General features: G+C 39.5%; 15 protein-coding genes. 5 read left to right on the forward strand and 10 right to left on the reverse strand.

What is annotated here, in order from left to right:
* Positions 1-3 precede the first annotated feature (3 nt).
* The 7 genes from IW22_RS15270 to IW22_RS15300 form a co-directional block, all read right to left on the reverse strand.
* The gene (locus IW22_RS15270; RefSeq protein WP_034728006.1) at positions 4-2,130 is read right to left on the reverse strand and encodes a type IA DNA topoisomerase; all 2,127 of its coding nucleotides are present in this window, start codon (positions 2,128-2,130) and stop codon (positions 4-6) included.
* Between the two features lie 293 nt (positions 2,131-2,423).
* A complete protein-coding gene (locus tag IW22_RS15275) occupies positions 2,424-3,122 on the reverse strand; it encodes a M17 family peptidase N-terminal domain-containing protein (RefSeq protein WP_034728008.1) in 699 nt (232 codons plus the stop codon).
* Positions 3,123-3,147: 25 nt separating this feature from the next.
* Entirely contained in the window at positions 3,148-4,023 is an 876-nt protein-coding gene (locus IW22_RS15280) for a pirin family protein (protein ID WP_034728011.1), read from the reverse strand.
* Between the two features lie 487 nt (positions 4,024-4,510).
* On the reverse strand, positions 4,511-5,095 hold the full coding sequence (locus IW22_RS15285) for a Crp/Fnr family transcriptional regulator (protein ID WP_034728013.1): 585 nt from the start codon (positions 5,093-5,095) through the stop codon (positions 4,511-4,513).
* A gap of 9 nt (positions 5,096-5,104) precedes the next feature.
* Complete coding sequence (locus IW22_RS15290) at positions 5,105-5,416, reverse strand: hypothetical protein (protein WP_034728016.1); 312 nt, start codon at positions 5,414-5,416, stop codon at positions 5,105-5,107.
* Between the two features lie 40 nt (positions 5,417-5,456).
* Positions 5,457-7,067: a Na+/H+ antiporter gene (locus IW22_RS15295; protein ID WP_034728019.1), complete on the reverse strand. Its 1,611-nt coding sequence runs from the start codon at positions 7,065-7,067 to the stop codon at positions 5,457-5,459.
* Between the two features lie 231 nt (positions 7,068-7,298).
* The gene (locus IW22_RS15300; protein ID WP_034728021.1) at positions 7,299-7,592 is read right to left on the reverse strand and encodes a GNAT family N-acetyltransferase; all 294 of its coding nucleotides are present in this window, start codon (positions 7,590-7,592) and stop codon (positions 7,299-7,301) included.
* Between the two features lie 544 nt (positions 7,593-8,136).
* Between IW22_RS15300 and IW22_RS15305 the strand changes: the two genes are divergently transcribed.
* The 5 genes from IW22_RS15305 to IW22_RS15325 all read left to right on the forward strand — a co-directional run bounded on the left by IW22_RS15305 (position 8,137) and on the right by IW22_RS15325 (position 14,369).
* Entirely contained in the window at positions 8,137-9,132 is a 996-nt protein-coding gene (locus IW22_RS15305) for an EamA family transporter (protein ID WP_051891259.1), read from the forward strand.
* Positions 9,133-9,153: 21 nt separating this feature from the next.
* A complete protein-coding gene (locus tag IW22_RS15310; RefSeq protein WP_034728024.1) occupies positions 9,154-10,182 on the forward strand; it encodes a methionine ABC transporter ATP-binding protein in 1,029 nt (342 codons plus the stop codon).
* Complete coding sequence (gene metI / locus IW22_RS15315) at positions 10,175-10,831, forward strand: methionine ABC transporter permease MetI (protein WP_034728027.1); 657 nt, start codon at positions 10,175-10,177, stop codon at positions 10,829-10,831. The genes IW22_RS15310 and metI overlap by 8 nt, the downstream gene beginning before the upstream one ends.
* Before the next feature lie 87 nt (positions 10,832-10,918).
* Positions 10,919-11,737, forward strand: coding sequence for a methionine ABC transporter substrate-binding lipoprotein MetQ (metQ, locus tag IW22_RS15320; protein WP_034728030.1), 819 nt, complete (start codon positions 10,919-10,921; stop codon positions 11,735-11,737).
* A gap of 370 nt (positions 11,738-12,107) precedes the next feature.
* Entirely contained in the window at positions 12,108-14,369 is a 2,262-nt protein-coding gene (locus IW22_RS15325; protein ID WP_034728032.1) for a glycoside hydrolase family 3 C-terminal domain-containing protein, read from the forward strand.
* 311 nt (positions 14,370-14,680) lie between these two features.
* Here IW22_RS15325 and IW22_RS24260 read toward each other — a convergent pair whose 3' ends face one another.
* From IW22_RS24260 to IW22_RS15340, 3 genes are all read right to left on the reverse strand, one after another.
* Positions 14,681-15,076 (reverse strand): hypothetical protein, encoded by a 396-nt coding sequence (locus IW22_RS24260; RefSeq protein ID WP_131401740.1) that lies wholly within the window; start codon positions 15,074-15,076, stop codon positions 14,681-14,683.
* 162 nt (positions 15,077-15,238) lie between these two features.
* Positions 15,239-15,793 (reverse strand): DUF2652 domain-containing protein, encoded by a 555-nt coding sequence (locus IW22_RS15335; protein ID WP_034728034.1) that lies wholly within the window; start codon positions 15,791-15,793, stop codon positions 15,239-15,241.
* Positions 15,794-15,851: 58 nt separating this feature from the next.
* Positions 15,852-17,270: an efflux transporter outer membrane subunit gene (locus tag IW22_RS15340; protein WP_034728281.1), complete on the reverse strand. Its 1,419-nt coding sequence runs from the start codon at positions 17,268-17,270 to the stop codon at positions 15,852-15,854.
* Positions 17,271-17,280 lie beyond the last annotated feature (10 nt).

Raw genomic sequence — 17,280 nt, forward strand, 5'->3', positions numbered from 1 at the left:
ATTTTAAGCAAGCTGTACCTGAAAACCTTCTTCAAGTGTCAGAACTCCTTCCGTCAAAGCTTCTGAGTGAGTCGTGAATCCTTTCAGTTTTGAAGTTTTCCCTTTTAAAACCAAATCTAAAAGCTGTTTATCAGAAAGCTTCTTCCCGAAAATATCAAATGTAATTTTGAAACCACAGTTCTTGAAATCGGAGCAACCTACTGCAGTTTTTCCTTTGATCAGATTGTGTTCTTTACATTTCGGACATTGGGTTTCTTCCCAAGACTGAAGTTCTTTTTTTACGGCAGGTTCACGCTTTTTCTTTTCTTTGACCTCTTCTTTTTCTTCTTCCTGCAGCATGATCACTTTTCCTTTTCCGTCCACCACTTTTCGGGTAAGTTCGGAAACCATCTGGATGAGTTCTTCTTTAAACTGGTTGGCTTCGTACTCGCCTTTTTCAATTTTACGGAGTTTCTGTTCCCATTCTCCGGTCAGTTCCGGACTTTTCAGAAGTTCGTCTTCAATGGTATCAATTAGTTGAATTCCGGTTTGGGTAGCGATAAGATTTTTTCTTTTCTTCTCGATATACTTCCTTTTGAAAAGGGTCTCAATAATATTCGCACGGGTGGAAGGTCTTCCGATCCCGTTATTTTTAAGCAATTCGCGAAGCTCGTCGTCTTCTACCTGTTTTCCGGCAGTTTCCATGGCTCTCAGCAGCGTTGCTTCCGTGTAAGGCTTTGGTGGAGTCGTTTTTCCCTGGTGAATCATTGGATCATGCGGTCCGCTTTCTCCTACGGTAAATTCAGGAATGGTCTGTTCTTCCTCCTTTTCTTTTTCTTTATCTGTTGATTCTTCTTTCGGTTCTTTTGCATAAACGGCTCTCCATCCCGGTTCCAGAACCTGTCTTCCGCTTGTTTTAAAAGGAATGGTTCCCACTTTTCCTTCCACTAATGTATTTGAAATCTTACATTCCGGATAAAAAGCAGAAATAAAACGTTTGGCCACCAGATCATAGATCAGTTTTTCTTCCCTGCTCAGATTCTGAGAAGGCGGAACTTCTGTCGGGATAATCGCGTGGTGATCAGTTACTTTCGCATCATCGAAAACGGCTTTGGATTTAGGAATAGGCGCTTCCAATAATGGAGCAACCAGATCCTGATAAAAATGCATTTTTCGGAGAATGCCTTCAATTTTAGGATACAAACTTTCGGATAGATAAGTGGTATCTACACGCGGATAAGTCACATGCTTTTTCTCGTACAGACTTTGGATATAATGTAAGGTATTTTCTGCGGAATAGCCATATTTCTTGTTGGCCTCCACCTGAAGTCCTGTCAAATCGAAAAGTCTGAGGTTTTTTTCTTTTCCTTCTTTAATCTCAAAAGAAACAATTTCAAATGGGTTGAGCTTAAGATATTCAAGTCCTTTTTCAGCGCGGTCTAAGGTTTTTAAACGGTCAATCGCTGCATTGAAAATGACGTCACGGTATTTGGTTTTAAGTTCCCAATATTCCTCAGTATTAAATGCATCGATTTCTTTCTGCCGCTGAACCAGCATAGCCAAAGTAGGCGTCTGTACCCTTCCGATGGAAAGAACCGCTTTGTTTCCTCCAAATTTTTTGGTGAATAATCTTGTCGCATTGATTCCCAGCAGCCAATCACCGATTGCTCTTGCATTTCCTGCCAGATAAAGATTTTTATAATCCTCAGCAGGTTTCAGGTTCTCAAAACCTTCTTTGATTGCTTCTTCGGTAAGGGACGAAATCCATAAACGCTGAACAGGTTTGTTGCATTTTGCTTTCTGTAAAACCCATCGCTGGATCAGCTCTCCCTCCTGCCCGGCATCACCACAGTTAATGACCTCATCACATTCCTCCACCAATCTTTCAATCACTTTAAACTGATTTTCAACGCCTTTATTTGGAATTAATTTGATCCCAAAACTGGCAGGAATGATCGGCAGTAAAAACAAATTCCAGGATTTGTACTGAGGTCCATAATCGTGAGGCTCTTTTAAGGTACAAAGGTGTCCGAACGTCCATGTCACACAGTATCCGTTGCCCTCCATATAGCCCTGTTTAGGCGTGGTAGCACCTAATACTTTGGCGATATCTCTGGCAACACTGGGCTTTTCGGCAATACAAAGTTTCATGAATTTCGGAATTATTGAAGGGGGACAAAAGTCGGGATTTTTTTTGGATTAAGCTAATTTAGTTGAGAGTTGATGTTTGAAAATTATAGGTATGAGCATCGACGTTTATTCCTACGGAAGAGGTTTGATTGTGTTAATATAAATGTTTAGGATTAAGGTTAAATGAATGGTAGCAGATCTGTTGCGGATGGACTTTAGTTGCGGGTACGAGCGTTCCACTCATACTAATAATTGTAACAAAAAACTCCCCTTAAAAAAGGAGAGCCTTCACAATATTAATGAAAACGGGTTCATTATTTTCTATTCACTTCGGCAATTGCAGCTTGAATTCCGCCACCTGCTACTTCAAAGAAAGATCGGCCTGCCAGAAGGTATACTTTTTTCAATTTCTTTGTATGGGAAAGTTGATGGTCTTTTAGATAGGTTTCAGAACGATTGGCCAGTACAATCCCTTTCACTACATTTCCGGCTACCAAAGCGGTTGGAGAATCTATTCCGGCGTCTTTCAGATCACTGGCAAACGCGAAGTTCGTTACACCTAATCTCATTGCTTCACGGGCGGCCACTTCACCTACGGAAGTCATCAGTTCGGGAGTGAAATTATTGCGATCACCCAACCCGATCAGTAATAGTTTTTTGGCAGACATAGAACCAGTGGGCGGTGTGATTAAAATGGTTTCCAACGAATGTCCTTTAAACTGTCCCGACTGTCTGATTTTTGTAAATTCACCTTTTAATGCATCATCCAAATGCACTAAACCGTTCAGATTGGCGGGTAAAGCCTGAGCACTGTGGATATCATTTTCCGTGTATTCAAACACACAGGCCACCTGTAATTGGGCATCTGCAGATGAAGGTCCCTGAACCAAGCCGATCATTGAGATTCCGTCTACGGATCCCCAGTTTTTCGAAGTGCCAACAGGGGTTGTATTTTGAGCAGTCAGTGTTAAGGATAATAAACCCGCTGCAAATGATAGCATAAAATTTTTCATGGTTTCAAATCTTTTCCGTTCGTGATTACATGGCCATCGGAACTTCCATTAGCAGGATTTCCGTATGTTCTGCGGTAGATTTCATATTCAGGTTTTTAATATCCCAGACTCCGAATCCATCCCGTTCTTCCAATTTCTGACCTTCAATTTCTGCGCTTCCTTTAAGGATAAAAGCATACACTCCATTTCCACTTTTTTTGATCTGGTAACTGGTTTCCACACCGTTTTCAAACCGTCCCAAATGAAACCAGGCATCCTGATGAATCCACACGCCTTCATCATCAGCATTTGGAGAGAGGATTTGCTGAAACGCATTGTGGCTTTTTGTTTTGTCTAAGGTGATCTGGTCGTATCTTGGCGTTACATTTCTCTTATTCGGATATACCCAGATCTGCAGAAATTTGACAAGTTTATTGCTGTTCTTATTAAATTCGCTGTGCATTACCCCTGTTCCAGCGCTCATCACCTGGATATCTCCACTTTTGATCACGGTAGTATTCCCCATATTGTCTTTGTGCTCAAGATCGCCATCCAGCGGGATACTGATGATTTCCATATTATCATGAGGATGCGTTCCAAAGCCCCTGCCCGCCTCTACTCTGTCATCATTTAAAACTCTCAGCACTCCAAAATGCATTCTTTCAGGATTGTGATAATTGGCAAAACTGAATGTATGCTGGCTCAGCAGCCAACCATGATCTGCCTTTCCTCTTGAATCCGCCTTATGAATCACGGAATTACCTTTAATTTTCGACTCAGGATTGGGTAAGTGATTGTATCCGATGGGTTCTAAAGGCTCAATCTCATCGATCTCATTTTTCATGGTATTTCCGAGAGAAGCAGATGCTACAAACATCCCGGTTCCCAATAAACCTTTCTTTAAAAAATCTTTTCTGTCCATATCTTGTCGTTATTTGTTTGATTTTGATAGAACAAATTTAGGGAGACTGAAATCGCTGTGCATTTAACTAGTTTAATAAATTGCTTTTTTTATTAAAAAATTGAGGGGAATAAGGTGTAATTATTTTTCAGGGAAATATTTCGCTTTTAAACACAAATTTCACAAATAAGTTCACAAATAACACGACTATAATCAGCGTAATCTGTGGGATCTGCGAGAGGTTACATTTCTAACCACTGATTTCACAGATTGACACAGATCATTACGCATATTTTTATTCTATTGGATATTTTGAGGGAAGCAAATGGACCTGTCCGCATCGTTGATGAAGCTGAATGGATAAACTTGCGCTTAGTCGGGTCAATCGAAGATTGATCTCACCTTTGCAGACTTAAATAAACGGCTTTATGATCAATCTTTGCGTTAAAAAAATTACTAAAAGAATAGTTTTCAACAGCCTATCAAACAAAAAGTCACATGACAAAATCTATTTTTCTTTGGAAGCAAGACGCTTTCTTATGGTGCTCACAAATTCCTTCGATACTCCAAGATAGGAAGCAATATAATACTGGGCCACTCTTTGTGGAATGGAAGGATATATTTTAATGAATTCAAGATAACGGTCTGTTGCCGTTTTGGAAATGGTATCCACCAGACGATTTTTAAGAGTGGATAGATTTCTTTGCACCAACATTCTGAAAACTCTTTCGAATTTTGGAATTTCTTGCAGTAATTTTTCTTTAGTAGCCGGAGTCAGGACATAGATTTCGGAATCTTCCAGGGCTTCAATGTATACTTTTGAAGGCTTCTGTTCCTGAAATGAAGCAATATCACTGATCCACCAGTCCTCAATGGCAAATAAAAGGGTAACTTCTGTACCGTTATCATCCAGACAGTACAGCCTTACGCAGCCTTTCTGGATATATCCCTCAAACTGGCAAATCTCTCCTTCCCTTAACAAAACGGCCTTTTTAGAAAATGTCTGGCAGCTCAATAAACCGGTAAAGGTTTTCTGTTCTTCTTCGGTAAGATCTATAAATCGGCTGACGTTCCGGATGATATTTTCAAACATTTATAAAGTTTATCGCTGCAAATTAGGGAAAAGGCTGTAAACTTCATTCTTTAAAAGTCCGCTTCCGCCACCGTAATGATCGATTACTTTAGTCTCTTTATCTAAATTTTCGCAAAATATTTTAATGTCTTTTTCGAACTGTTCTTCCAAACCTGAACTTAGAAGCACAATATCAACCTGATTTTCTCTGATATAATCGTAGGAAGCGGTTTCATCGTTTTGGATTTCAGCTTTCCAGCCTTCATTATTTTCGATGATTCTTTTCAAGGTTTCAAGAATTTCCTGATTCTTTCCAATGACTAAAAATTGTAATGTTTTCATTGTATTCTGTATTAAAAGTGAAGAGTATTAAGCTTTAGAATTAAAGATGCCTGTTTCCTGTTATCTTTAATTCATTTAAATCCAATTGAGATTCTGCTTTTCGGATCTCATCATCACTGAATAGTTTTTCTCTTTTCAGCCTGAACAGTTCTTTCCGTTGTATGGCAAAAATATCCAACATGATCTCATGATATTCTTTAAGGTCATTCTGCCTGTTGGTACACATTTCCAGAGAACTTAGGTGGCTCTCATGAAGCTTGATATCATTTTGCAGGTTTTCTTTTAAATTCCCGACCAAACTGTTGCCGGTTAAGCTTTTTTCATATTTTTCATTCAATCTGTCAACAGCCAAATGATCCAGTCTGATCTGAATTCCTGTCTGCTGCTCATGAGACGGTAAAATAGGATCAATCTCTCCAATTTTGGTTAATTTAATAATCAAAGGAAGCGTTAAACCCTGAAAAACCAATGTCACAAAAATAACCACGAACGTAATGAAAATAATTAAGTTTCTTAACGGAAACTCAGCCTGGTCATTCATCATTACCGGAATTGACAGCGCTGTAGCTAATGAAACTACACCTCGCATCCCTGCCCAACCGATGATCAAAGGGTTTTTCCAGCCCGGGCTTGGGTCCTGGCGTACTTTTTTACTCAGCCATCTCGGAATATGAGCCACTGGATAAATCCAAAGCAAACGGACAACAATCACGATTAAACTGATGATTAAACCATACTTTATACCGTCCATCAAAGAAGTTTCACCCAGACCATTGATAATATCGGGAAGTTCCAATCCGATTAAGACAAACACCAAAGCATTCATCACGAAAATCAATGTGTTCCAGACTCCTGTCATATTGATTCTCGTGGTTCCCGTTTTAAAAATTTCATGGGCACGGAAAGACATAAATAATCCTCCGCTCACTACTGCCATTACTCCGGAAAAGTGAAAATGCTCCGCTCCCAAAAATAAAATATAGGGCGTCATCACAGTCAATGCCGCATCAATCGCCGGGGTAGTCGGTAGAAACCGATGGATGGCGTAAAAAATATGAGCGCCCACGATACCTACCACAACTCCCATTCCCGCAACAAGAAAAAACTGTCCTGTAGCTTCCTGCATGGAAAAAACGCCCGTCATCACCGCCGCTAAAGCAAATCTGAAAACAATCAGTGATGAAGCATCATTGATCAGACTTTCTCCTTCCAGCATAGCAATGGTTCTTTTCGGAACTTTTAAACCTTTTAAAACCGTAGTTGCGGCAACGGCATCGGGTGGAGAAACAATTCCACCTAACAAAAATCCTAAAGCTAGTGTGAACCCCGGAATGATAGACTGAGCAGCAAAAGCTACAACAATAGAGGTCAAAAATACCAATCCGAAAGCCATTAATGAAATGGTCCGTTTCCATTTCCAGAAATCATTCCAGGAAGTGTACCACGCCGCTTCATATAAAAGAGGTGGTAAAAATATCAGGAAGATAATTTCCGGATCTAATTTTAAAACAGGAACTCCAGGAATAAAACTGATTCCCAACCCAGCCAATACCAGAAATATAGGATAGGCAATTTTGATGCGCTGTGCCAGCATAACCAGAAGCATGACGACGAGTAGGAGTCCAAGTATTAAAAGGAGGTGTTCGTGCATTTTTTGTTTAGATATTAGAAGTTAGATGTTAGAAGTTAGAGCTTGTTGGCATTTGATATATTTGGGGTGCCGCCTGGTTTTGGCTAAAGCCGATTTATTGCTGGGCTAATTTAAGCGGGCTGAAGCCCGCTCCTATTGAATATTTATCTTATTTTTTGGTTAATACGGCTAATATTTTGGTATAAATACAATTCTATTTTTAACTGTACGCAAAATAAACTATACAATTTCTTAATCTTCTTTCAGCCAGACATCATTGTATTCATCCGGATGACGCTTGAACTGTAGGTGAACATATGGACAAAGCGGTACGATTTTCAAATCATTTTCTCTTGCATAGGAAACCAGTCTTTCCAGCAATATTTTGGCAAAACCTTTTCCTTCGTGTTCAGGATTAACTTCCGTATGGTAAACGGTTAATTTTTTTCCGATCACTGAAATGTCCATTTTCCCTGCTTTCTGGTCGTCTGAGAAAAGCTGGATTTCTCCTCTTACATTTCCTAAAACTATTTCTGTTCTTTCCATTTTTTTATTCTTTTAAATTAATATTTCAAAATTAGGTTCTTTAGTAAAACTGAGTAATGATCTATGATAATTTCGGTAAAGCTTTGTTATTTTATCATTCTGAAATTCTATTGACAATTTACAATCTTCTTTCTTTAGTAATATCAGATTTAAAATAACAAAATTCAATTTTTCGTGATTTTATTCTTTGTGAATAATGTAATCAGATCTATTCCTGTCATTAATCAACTAAAATTAACCAACTGAAAAACAATATATTAAACAGTTTTTAAATAAAAAATATTAAAAAGTCTATCTTTTTAGTGGACTAATAAAAATATATGCCCTATATTTGCAACCGTATTCAGGAAAAGAAAATAAAATGAAACAAGGATCTAAACATCAATCCATTAAGAAACAAAACATCAAAACTATGATGATGTGCAACTGTATGCCTATGCATCAGAAATTCCGTGGCTGACCTTACTTTTATATCACATATTTCAGAGGCCTTACCACGTTGTAGGGCCTTTTTATTTTACCCATCACACAAAAAACATACAGAATGAGCACTTCTAAAAACAGCTGGCTGCTGCCGGTGGCATTTATCAATATTTACGTCATTTGGGGAATTACATTCCTCGCCATTTCATTTGGTCTGAAAGGATTTCCACCTTTTATCCTTTCCGGATTCCGTTTTCTGGCGGCTGGACTGATGATGATCGGATGGCTGCTGGCTAAGGGTGAAAAAGCCAATTCCCTAATCAATTGGAAAAAGAATGCCATCACGGGAATATTAATTCTTACTGGTGGAACGGGTTTGGTAGCCTGGGGAGAACAGTATGTATCAGCTTCTGAAGCGGCAATTGCCATTGCAACAGGTCCGTTCTGGTTCATTGCGATTGATAAGAAAAACTGGAAGTATTATTTCTCAGATAAATTTATTCCAATTGGATTAATCATAGGTTTTGTAGGTTTAATATTATTCCTGAACGGAAGTGTTTCCAGCGCACATCACACGGCAGTAGATGGAAACCTGAGAATCACAGCCTTCATTGTACTGGCATTAAGTTCAGTGGCCTGGGTGTTGGGATCTTTATATTCAAAGAAAAATCCGGCTTCACAGTCTACCTTTATGAATATTGCACAACAGCTGATCACAGCGGGGGTCGCTGCATTTATTATTGCATCATTCAGACAGGAATGGCACGGTTTTTCATTCTCCAATGTTCCTGTATCGGCATGGGCTGGTGTACTGTTTCTGGTGTTCTTCGGATCGATCGTCGCTTATTTATCTTATATATGGCTGCTTTCTGTAAAACCTGCGGCTTTGGTAAGTACACATACCTACATCAACCCCATTGTTACAGTCTTTGCAGGCTGGATCGTAGCAGGACAAACCATTAACGGAAGCCAGCTGTATGGATTATCTGTGATACTATTGGGCGTTTTATTAACCAACGTCACCAAATATTTCAGACTTTCGAAACGCTCAAAAGTAAAAATAAGAAGACTGAAGCGATTGGTCAATAAGACGGTACGACCGTATCAGCCTATTTAAAATTAAAACTATACATTAAAAATGATAGAGATCAAAAACATTTCAAAGACATTTCATCAGAAAAAGCAGTCTTTCAAAGCACTGGATCAGGTGAGTCTCAGTATTGAGAAAGGAGATATTGTGGGGATCATAGGATTTTCCGGAGCTGGAAAAAGTACCCTGATCCGTACCGTAAATCTTCTCGAAAGACCTGATGAAGGCCAGATCATTATCAACGGAAAGGATTTTATTCAGTTAAGTTCAAAACAGCTTGCTGTCGAACGAAAAAAAATCGGGATGATCTTCCAGCATTTCAATCTGCTTTCATCGAGAACGGTTTTTGATAATGTCGCGCTTTCATTGGAACTGGATCATGTCAGTAAAGATGAGATCAACAGAAAAGTCAATGAACTGCTTAAAATTGTAGGACTGGAAGATAAAGCCAACGATTATCCCAGAAGTCTTTCCGGAGGTCAAAAACAGAGAGTAGCGATTGCAAGGGCACTGGCCAATGATCCGTATCTCCTTCTCTGCGACGAAGCTACCAGCGCACTGGATCCTGCGACGACACAATCCATTCTGCAGCTTTTAAGGGATATCAATCAAAGACTTGGGATTACTATTCTGCTGATCACGCATGAAATGGAAGTCATCAAGGCAGTCTGCAATCACGTGGCTGTTATCGACAAAGGAAAATTATTAGCAAAAGGAACATTAAGCGAGATCATCTCGGATAAAGAAAATCCGGTGATCCGACAATTTATAAATTCAGATATCATGACGATTCCCCAGGAACTCAATAAAAAACTGCAGAAAGAGCCACAGGCTGGTTTATTTCCGCTGGTTGAAATAGAACTCAATGAACATATCAGTGTTGAAAAACTGCTTTCAACGCTTTATGACCAATATAAAATCCCTTACCGACTTCTGAAAGCTGATGTAGAATATCTCGGCAATTCCAACTTCGGGAAACTTCTGCTTCATTTGCAAGGCGAAACCGAGGAAAACCAGAAGGCGATCTATTATTTAAACCAGAATAAAATTCAAAATACAGTAAAAGGATATGCTTAGTGACTCGGTAATTGCTCTTTTGGGAAAGGGACTTTGGGAAACAGTTTACATGACGTTTGTTTCAGGATTTTTTGGATTTGTTTTAGGTCTTCCGGTAGGAATTTTACTGTTTTTAACAAGAAAAGGACAGCTGCTGGAAAACAAAATTTATTACAGGATTATTTCTATTTTAGTTAATATTTTCAGGTCTATTCCTTTTATTATTTTAATTGTCTGGATGATTCCTTTCACAAGGGTAATCATTGGAACGTCCATCGGTATGAATGCCGCTTTGGTTCCGTTAAGTGTCGGAGCAGCTCCTTTTATTGCCCGACTGGTGGAAAACAGCCTTCTTGAGGTTCCTCATGGTTTGATAGAAACAGCCAGAGCTTTGGGAGCATCTCCTTTACAGATTATTCAGAAAGTACTGCTTCCGGAAGCACTTCCTTCCCTGATCAATAACGCTGCAATCACTCTGATCACTTTGGTGGGGTATTCTGCGATGGGTGGAGCTCTTGGAGCCGGCGGATTGGGACAGATTGGCTACCAGTACGGTTATATCGGCTATGATGCTGTGATTATGAATGTGGTATTGGTGCTTTTGGTAGCACTGGTATTTATCATACAGTTTGCGGGCGACAGATTAGCAAAGAAATTCGATCACAGGTAAGTCAAAGACAGAAAGTTAATATATAAATCTAATAATAAAAAGGTGGCTGATTCACTCGAAGTCACCTTTTACTCATAAAAAATTCTAATGAAAAAGATAAAAACCATAGCCGTTTTAGCAGCCGGACTTCTCCTGTTCAATGCATGTTCAGGAAAGAAAGATGATCCAAATCACATCGTAGTGGGAATTACTTACGGTCCGGAACTGGAAATTGCTGAAGCTGCCAAAAAAGTAGCTAAAGAAAAATACAATCTTGATGTGGAACTGATTCCCTTCAATGATTATGTAGTTCCTAATGAGGCTTTAAACAACGGAGATATTGAAGCCAATGCTTTCCAGCACGTTCCTTATCTGAACGAACAGTCGAAGCAGAGAGGATACAAACTGGCCGTGGTAGGAAATACTTTTGTCTATCCTATCGTTGCTTATTCAAAAAAGATCAGAACAATCAGCCAGCTTCAGAATGGAAGCACAATCGTTATTCCGAATGATCCCACCAATGAGGGACGTTCTCTCCTGCTCCTGCAGAAAAACGGACTTTTAAAATTAAAAGAAGGTGTCGGACTTCTTCCAAAAGTCACCGACATCACTGACAATCCAAAACAGTTGAAGATTCTCGAAATCGAGGCTCCACAGCTTCCACGAGTTCTGGATGATAAAGAAGTGGTTATCGCTATTATCAACAATAATTTTGCATCACAGGCCGGATTGGATCCTGCTAAACAAGGCGTTTTCAGTGAGGATAAAGATTCTCCATATGTCAACGTCATTGTTGCTACCCATGACAATAAAAATTCAGACAAAGTAAAAAACTTTGTAAAGGCCTACCAATCTGATGAAGTGGCTAAAAAAGCTGAAGAGATCTTCAAAGGTGGTGCGGTGAAGGGATGGGAGGAGCATGAGTAATAAGTAATGAGCAATTAGTAATAGGGAATGAGTTATAAATGATAAGGGATGAGTTTGTTGCAGGGTACGAATTTCGTGTTTTGGGGTAGATACCATAATATAGATTTACTTTTTTCAGATATAGAGACAGGACTGGTGGCTTCGGGAGCCTCAGCCGCCAGGGTATTTGTCATTCAATGTTTTTTCTCTCTTTACTACTTTAAACATTTAACCTCAGAACTTAAACTCCGCAACGCTTAAACCCTAAAACTCTCCGACTCTCAAACTTCAGAACTCGGGATCAACTATTTATTGATTAAAATTTATTTTCTCAATTTGAGATAATAAAAATTTTACTTACTTTTGTTGTTAATCAATAAAAAGGCATTTTATGTTCAAGAAAACCGCCATTGTAAGTTTATTCACTTTTATTGCTGCTTCGTATATGGCTCAGACTCATACTCAACCCGTTTATTTAGATGAATCAAAACCTGTAGAGCAACGTATTCAGGATGCTCTTTCGAGAATGACCGTGGAAGAAAAAGTGGCTATGCTGCATGCACAGTCCAAGTTCAGTTCGCCCGGCGTTCCAAGACTGGGAATTCCTGAATTCTGGACTACAGACGGACCTCACGGGGTACGTCCGGAAGTGATGTGGGATGAATGGGACCAGGCCGGATGGACGAATGATTCGATCATTGCCTACCCTGCCCTGACGGCACTTTCTGCAACATGGAACAAAAAAATGTCCTGGAATTACGGAAAAGCTTTAGGCGAAGAAGCCCGATACAGAAAAAAAGACATTCTTCTGGGACCTGGTGTCAATATCTACAGAACACCCCTGAACGGAAGAAACTTCGAATATATGGGTGAAGACCCTTACTTAACTTCAAAAATGGTGGTTCCTTACATCAAAGGGGTACAATCCAATGGTGTAGCGACTTCTGTGAAGCATTTTGCCCTGAACAATCAGGAAATGTTCCGTCATACAAGCAATGTGAATATTGATGACAGAACGCTTTATGAGATCTACCTTCCCCCTTTCAAAGCGGCAGTAACTGAAGGTGATTCATGGACAATCATGGGCGCTTATGACATGTACAAAAACCAATATGCCAGCCAAAACCAATATCTTTTAAACGACATTCTGAAAAAAGAATGGGGCTATAAAGGGGTTGTCGTTTCCGACTGGGGAGCGGTTAACAATACCGAACAGGCCATCCACAACGGGCTCGATCTTGAATTCGGGAGTTGGACCAACGGACTTTCTGCCGGTACTAAAAATGCTTACGACAACTATTATTTAGCAAAACCTTATTTAGACCTCATCAAAGCCGGAAAAGTAGGAACTCAGGAACTTGACGATAAGGTAACAAGACTCCTTCGTTTAGCCTATAAAACGACGATGAACAGGAACAAACCTTTCGGGAATATTGCTTCTGAAGAACATAAAGCGGTAGCCAAAGAGATCGGTGAAGAAGGAATTGTATTATTGAAAAATCAGGGAAATGTACTTCCCATCGATCTTAATAAAGCTAAAAAAATTGCCGTTATTGGTGAAAATGCCATCAAAATCATGACCGTTGGTGGTGGTTCTTCTTCTTTAAAGGTAAAATATGAAACGCTTCCATTAGACGGAATCAAGTCCAGATTTGGAAAACAGGCGGATGTACAGTATGCGAGAGGTTATGTAGGAGATATCGGCGGAGAATACAACGGGGTAAAATCCGGACAGAACTTAAAAGACGACCGTTCTGCAGCAGAATTATTGAACGAAGCTGTAGAGTTAGCGAAAAAATCAGACTACGTTATTTTCGTAGGTGGACTGAATAAAGCAGACTTTCAGGACAGTGAAGGCAACGATAGAAAAAGCTACGGACTGCCATACAATCAGGACAACGTAATTTCAGCATTAGCGAAAGCTAATAAAAATCTTGCAGTCGTTTTAGTTTCCGGAAACGCAGTAGCTATGCCGTGGATAAAAGATGTTCCTTCTGTTCTGCAGTCGTGGTATCTGGGTTCTGAAGCTGGAAATTCCATTGCTTCTGTTTTGGCAGGTGATGCGAATCCTTCCGGGAAGCTTCCGTTTAGCTTCCCGGTGAAACTTGAAGACAATTCGGCACATCAGTTGGGAGAATATCCCGGGCAGAAAGACGAACTGGCCGCCGGAAAAGGAAAAGACCAGAAAAACCCTATCAATATTACGTATAACGAAGGTGTTTTTGTAGGATACCGTTGGCATGACACGAAGAAGATCAAACCATTGTTCAGTTTCGGGCATGGATTGAGTTATACCACCTTTGAGTTTGGAAAGGCCACTGCTGATAAAACGGTGATGTCTGCGGACGATAAGATCACTTTCACGGTGACTGTAAAAAATACAGGGAAGAAAGCCGGTGCTGAAGTTGCGCAGTTATACATCAGTGATATTAAAGCATCTGTACCTCGTCCTGCAAAGGAACTGAAAGGTTTTGAAAAAGTATATTTAAATCCTGGTGAGCAGAAAGAAGTGACATTCACGATTGATAAAACGGCATTAAGCTATTTTGATGCAGATAAGCATGAATGGACGGCTGAGCCTGGAGATTTTGAGGCGCAGATCGGGAATTCTTCTGATGGGATTAAGACGAAGGTGAAGTTTACGTTGAAGTAATTTTTATTAATATATTTAAATATCTAAGCAGGTTCTATGGGATCTGCTTTTTTATATTCTATAATTTGTTCTTTTGCCTTGAAGCAAAATGAACCAAAAATTCAAGACTTAGAACCTTCCGCTAAAAATGAAATCTGTTCTCTAAAAACTCTAAAACTCGTGCGGTAACACTCTATATTGAGAATCAGGATTTGTCCCGCACTCAGACAGAAGAGTTTTTTTAACGTTCACAGAATTCATTTTCTTGACGCTCCAGTTTCTTAGGTCAATGATTGGTCGGTATTACAAGTTGAAGGAGCTACTTATAAAATTTATTCCTTTTCAGCTTCTTTTTTATATTCAATTCCTTCATCAGCATTGATTTCAATGGTAATTTCTTTACCTTGTTTATAAACGGGACAGGAAGCGCGCATCAGAAACTTTTCAGCAGCTTCATTGGATAATGGTTCTTCCATGGGATCATTTTCATTATTATAGAATCCCATCAATGTGATTCTATTTGCGTGTAAATTCCAATTCCCGCTTCCTTCATACATCAATGAATCCTTATTGAATATTTTATGAATGTACAAATCATCCTTTAAGATCAACGAATCAGTAAGTTGATTACTATGATAGGAGTATCGTCCAATCAAATCTTCTTTATCAGCCATACAACTTACAGTGATTAAAGAACAGAATAAAAAAAGAAAATATTTTTGTTTCATCTTTTAAGTACAATTTAATAAAAAATTACAAACTACATACACTGGATGATAGTATCAAATGATACTATCAAAAAAATAAAATCACTTTTATCCACAAAAAAATGCCCGGATCTCACCCGGGCACCGCATAGCAAATTTACAAGGATTAAAAAAATAGATATGCTAGTTGACACTTTCAAAATAATGAATCATTCCTCCTTCCGGAAGATGATATTTCTGTGTGTGGGCTTCTGACTCCCTGTTCCCGCTGTTTTCTAAAAAAGAATGACTGAACAGAGCGTAAGACGGCTGTTCGGCAAATTCATTTTTCAACATCTGATGGGCTTCCACTACCGTTTTTCCATAAAGCTTTTTAAAACTTCCGATCGTATACTGCGAAAATTTTCCATAGTGTACAATGAACTTCAGCGACATGTCTATGGACATACTGAGCTCTTTACTCAGTTCATTTATCTTTTGGTTAAAAGCATTCCGCATTTTCCAAAGTATCGTTGAAATACTCTCATAAGAAGGTTTGTCATCGTATCTGTAAAATAAAATGGCATCGCCCTCGATCTCTGAAATTTCAAAATACTGATCATTCATATCGATCAGCGTAGATAGTAGTTGTCTTACAATATATTCTCCTGTATAAAGTTTTGTATTGAACACAAATTCAGTAAACCCGCTGAAATCAGGAATAAGAATAACACCCTCATGTATATTTGTATTCTTCATAATGATTTAGTTTAAAAACCTGCTGCATCCTTATAGACGAAGCAGGTTTCATTTTACTTTACTGCCAGCCGCCGCCCACTGCTCTGTACAGAGAAGTAATGGCATTTAAGCGTTGGGCTTTCAGGGAAGCGAGATCCAGTTCTGCCTGAAGCTTATTGCTTTGCGCGATAATCACTTCTACATACGTCGCTGAATTGTATTTAAATAAAATATCAGCTTTCTTCACCGCTTCACCGGATTTCGCAGCTAATCCTTCTGCAATTTTCTGCTGTTCTTCCAGCTTCTGGATCTGCACCAGTGCATCAGAAACTTCTCCAACCGCTTTTAAAACAGACTGTTTGAAATTAATTTCAGCCTGATCCGCCAGCACTTTAGACTGTTCGTATTGGGTCTTTAATTGTTTTCCGTTTAAAATAGGCTGGGCAATCATTCCTGCCGCCATTCCGAAAAGCGAACCGGGAACACTGAACCAATGGCTGGCCTGGAAAGCATTCAATCCGCCCTGAGCCGTAATATTCAGAGAAGGATACATGCTCATTTTCGCCACATGGATCGCAGCTGCACTTTTTCTGACTTCGAGTTCAGCCGTTTTAATATCGGGTCTGTAACTTAGCAGTTCTGATGGAATTCCTGCTGCAATGCGGTCCGGCGACTGTACATTATTCAGACTCGCACTTCTCTCAATTTTATCCGGCATTGAGCCTGTCAAAATACTCAATGCATTTTCCTGAACCGCGATAGAACTTTCAATGGCAGGAACTGTTTTTAAGATCTGATCTTTTACAATTTCCTGCTGCTGTACGGCAAGAGCCGTCGTTAAGCCTAATTCCTGCTGCTTGGTTAAAAACTTCAGGGTCGTATCAGAATATTCTAAATTGGATTTTGTAATCTGCAATTGCGTATCCAGCATTAGTAAGTTGTAATATCCCTGCACCACTGAAGCGACCAGCTGGGTTTTTACCGCTTTTGCTGCTTCCTGGGTTTTAAGATATTCTGTCAGAGCCTGCTCTTTTCTTCCTCTGATCTTCCCCCAGATATCAGCTTCCCATGAAATGTTGACAGACGTGGTATAATCTTCTGTATACTTTCTTCCCATGAACTGCCCAGCCATCATTCCGTTCATACTGTTGTCTGAAGGACGGCTGATACTCGCATTCGCAACCGTTGCGCTGATCGTGGGAACATTCCCCCACTTGCTTTGGTTATAAGCAAGGGAGGCGTATTCTATCTGTTTTAATGCCACAAGAAAATTATTATTCTGTGCAATGGCTTTGTCGATAAGACCAACCAACACCGGGTCTTTAAAAAAGTCCTTGTAGCTGGTCTTTGCTATATTTTCCTGAGCGTCCGCAATGATGCTGTCATTTCTGAAAGCTTCAGGCATTTTCACTTCAGGCTGTTCAAATTTCTGAACTTTGCACGAAACGGCAACTCCTGAGATCAATGCGATATATGCTATATTTTTAATTGAATTCATTTTAATAATC

The organism is Chryseobacterium sp. JM1, assembly GCF_000737715.1.
In the GTDB taxonomy this organism is placed as follows: domain Bacteria; phylum Bacteroidota; class Bacteroidia; order Flavobacteriales; family Weeksellaceae; genus Chryseobacterium.

Coding starts and splice junctions, on each gene's coding strand:
- IW22_RS15310 (WP_034728024.1), top strand. CDS start 9,154: ATGATAGAGATCAAAAACATTTCAAAGACATTTCATCAGAAAAAGCAG.
- IW22_RS24260 (WP_131401740.1), bottom strand. CDS start 15,076: ATGAAACAAAAATATTTTCTTTTTTTATTCTGTTCTTTAATCACTGTA.
- metQ (WP_034728030.1), top strand. CDS start 10,919: ATGAAAAAGATAAAAACCATAGCCGTTTTAGCAGCCGGACTTCTCCTG.
- IW22_RS15305 (WP_051891259.1), top strand. CDS start 8,137: ATGAGCACTTCTAAAAACAGCTGGCTGCTGCCGGTGGCATTTATCAAT.
- IW22_RS15275 (WP_034728008.1), bottom strand. CDS start 3,122: ATGAAAAATTTTATGCTATCATTTGCAGCGGGTTTATTATCCTTAACA.
- IW22_RS15295 (WP_034728019.1), bottom strand. CDS start 7,067: ATGCACGAACACCTCCTTTTAATACTTGGACTCCTACTCGTCGTCATG.
- IW22_RS15280 (WP_034728011.1), bottom strand. CDS start 4,023: ATGGACAGAAAAGATTTTTTAAAGAAAGGTTTATTGGGAACCGGGATG.
- IW22_RS15290 (WP_034728016.1), bottom strand. CDS start 5,416: ATGAAAACATTACAATTTTTAGTCATTGGAAAGAATCAGGAAATTCTT.
- metI (WP_034728027.1), top strand. CDS start 10,175: ATGCTTAGTGACTCGGTAATTGCTCTTTTGGGAAAGGGACTTTGGGAA.
- IW22_RS15335 (WP_034728034.1), bottom strand. CDS start 15,793: ATGAAGAATACAAATATACATGAGGGTGTTATTCTTATTCCTGATTTC.
- IW22_RS15340 (WP_034728281.1), bottom strand. CDS start 17,270: ATGAATTCAATTAAAAATATAGCATATATCGCATTGATCTCAGGAGTT.
- IW22_RS15325 (WP_034728032.1), top strand. CDS start 12,108: ATGTTCAAGAAAACCGCCATTGTAAGTTTATTCACTTTTATTGCTGCT.
- IW22_RS15300 (WP_034728021.1), bottom strand. CDS start 7,592: ATGGAAAGAACAGAAATAGTTTTAGGAAATGTAAGAGGAGAAATCCAG.
- IW22_RS15285 (WP_034728013.1), bottom strand. CDS start 5,095: ATGTTTGAAAATATCATCCGGAACGTCAGCCGATTTATAGATCTTACC.
- IW22_RS15270 (WP_034728006.1), bottom strand. CDS start 2,130: ATGAAACTTTGTATTGCCGAAAAGCCCAGTGTTGCCAGAGATATCGCC.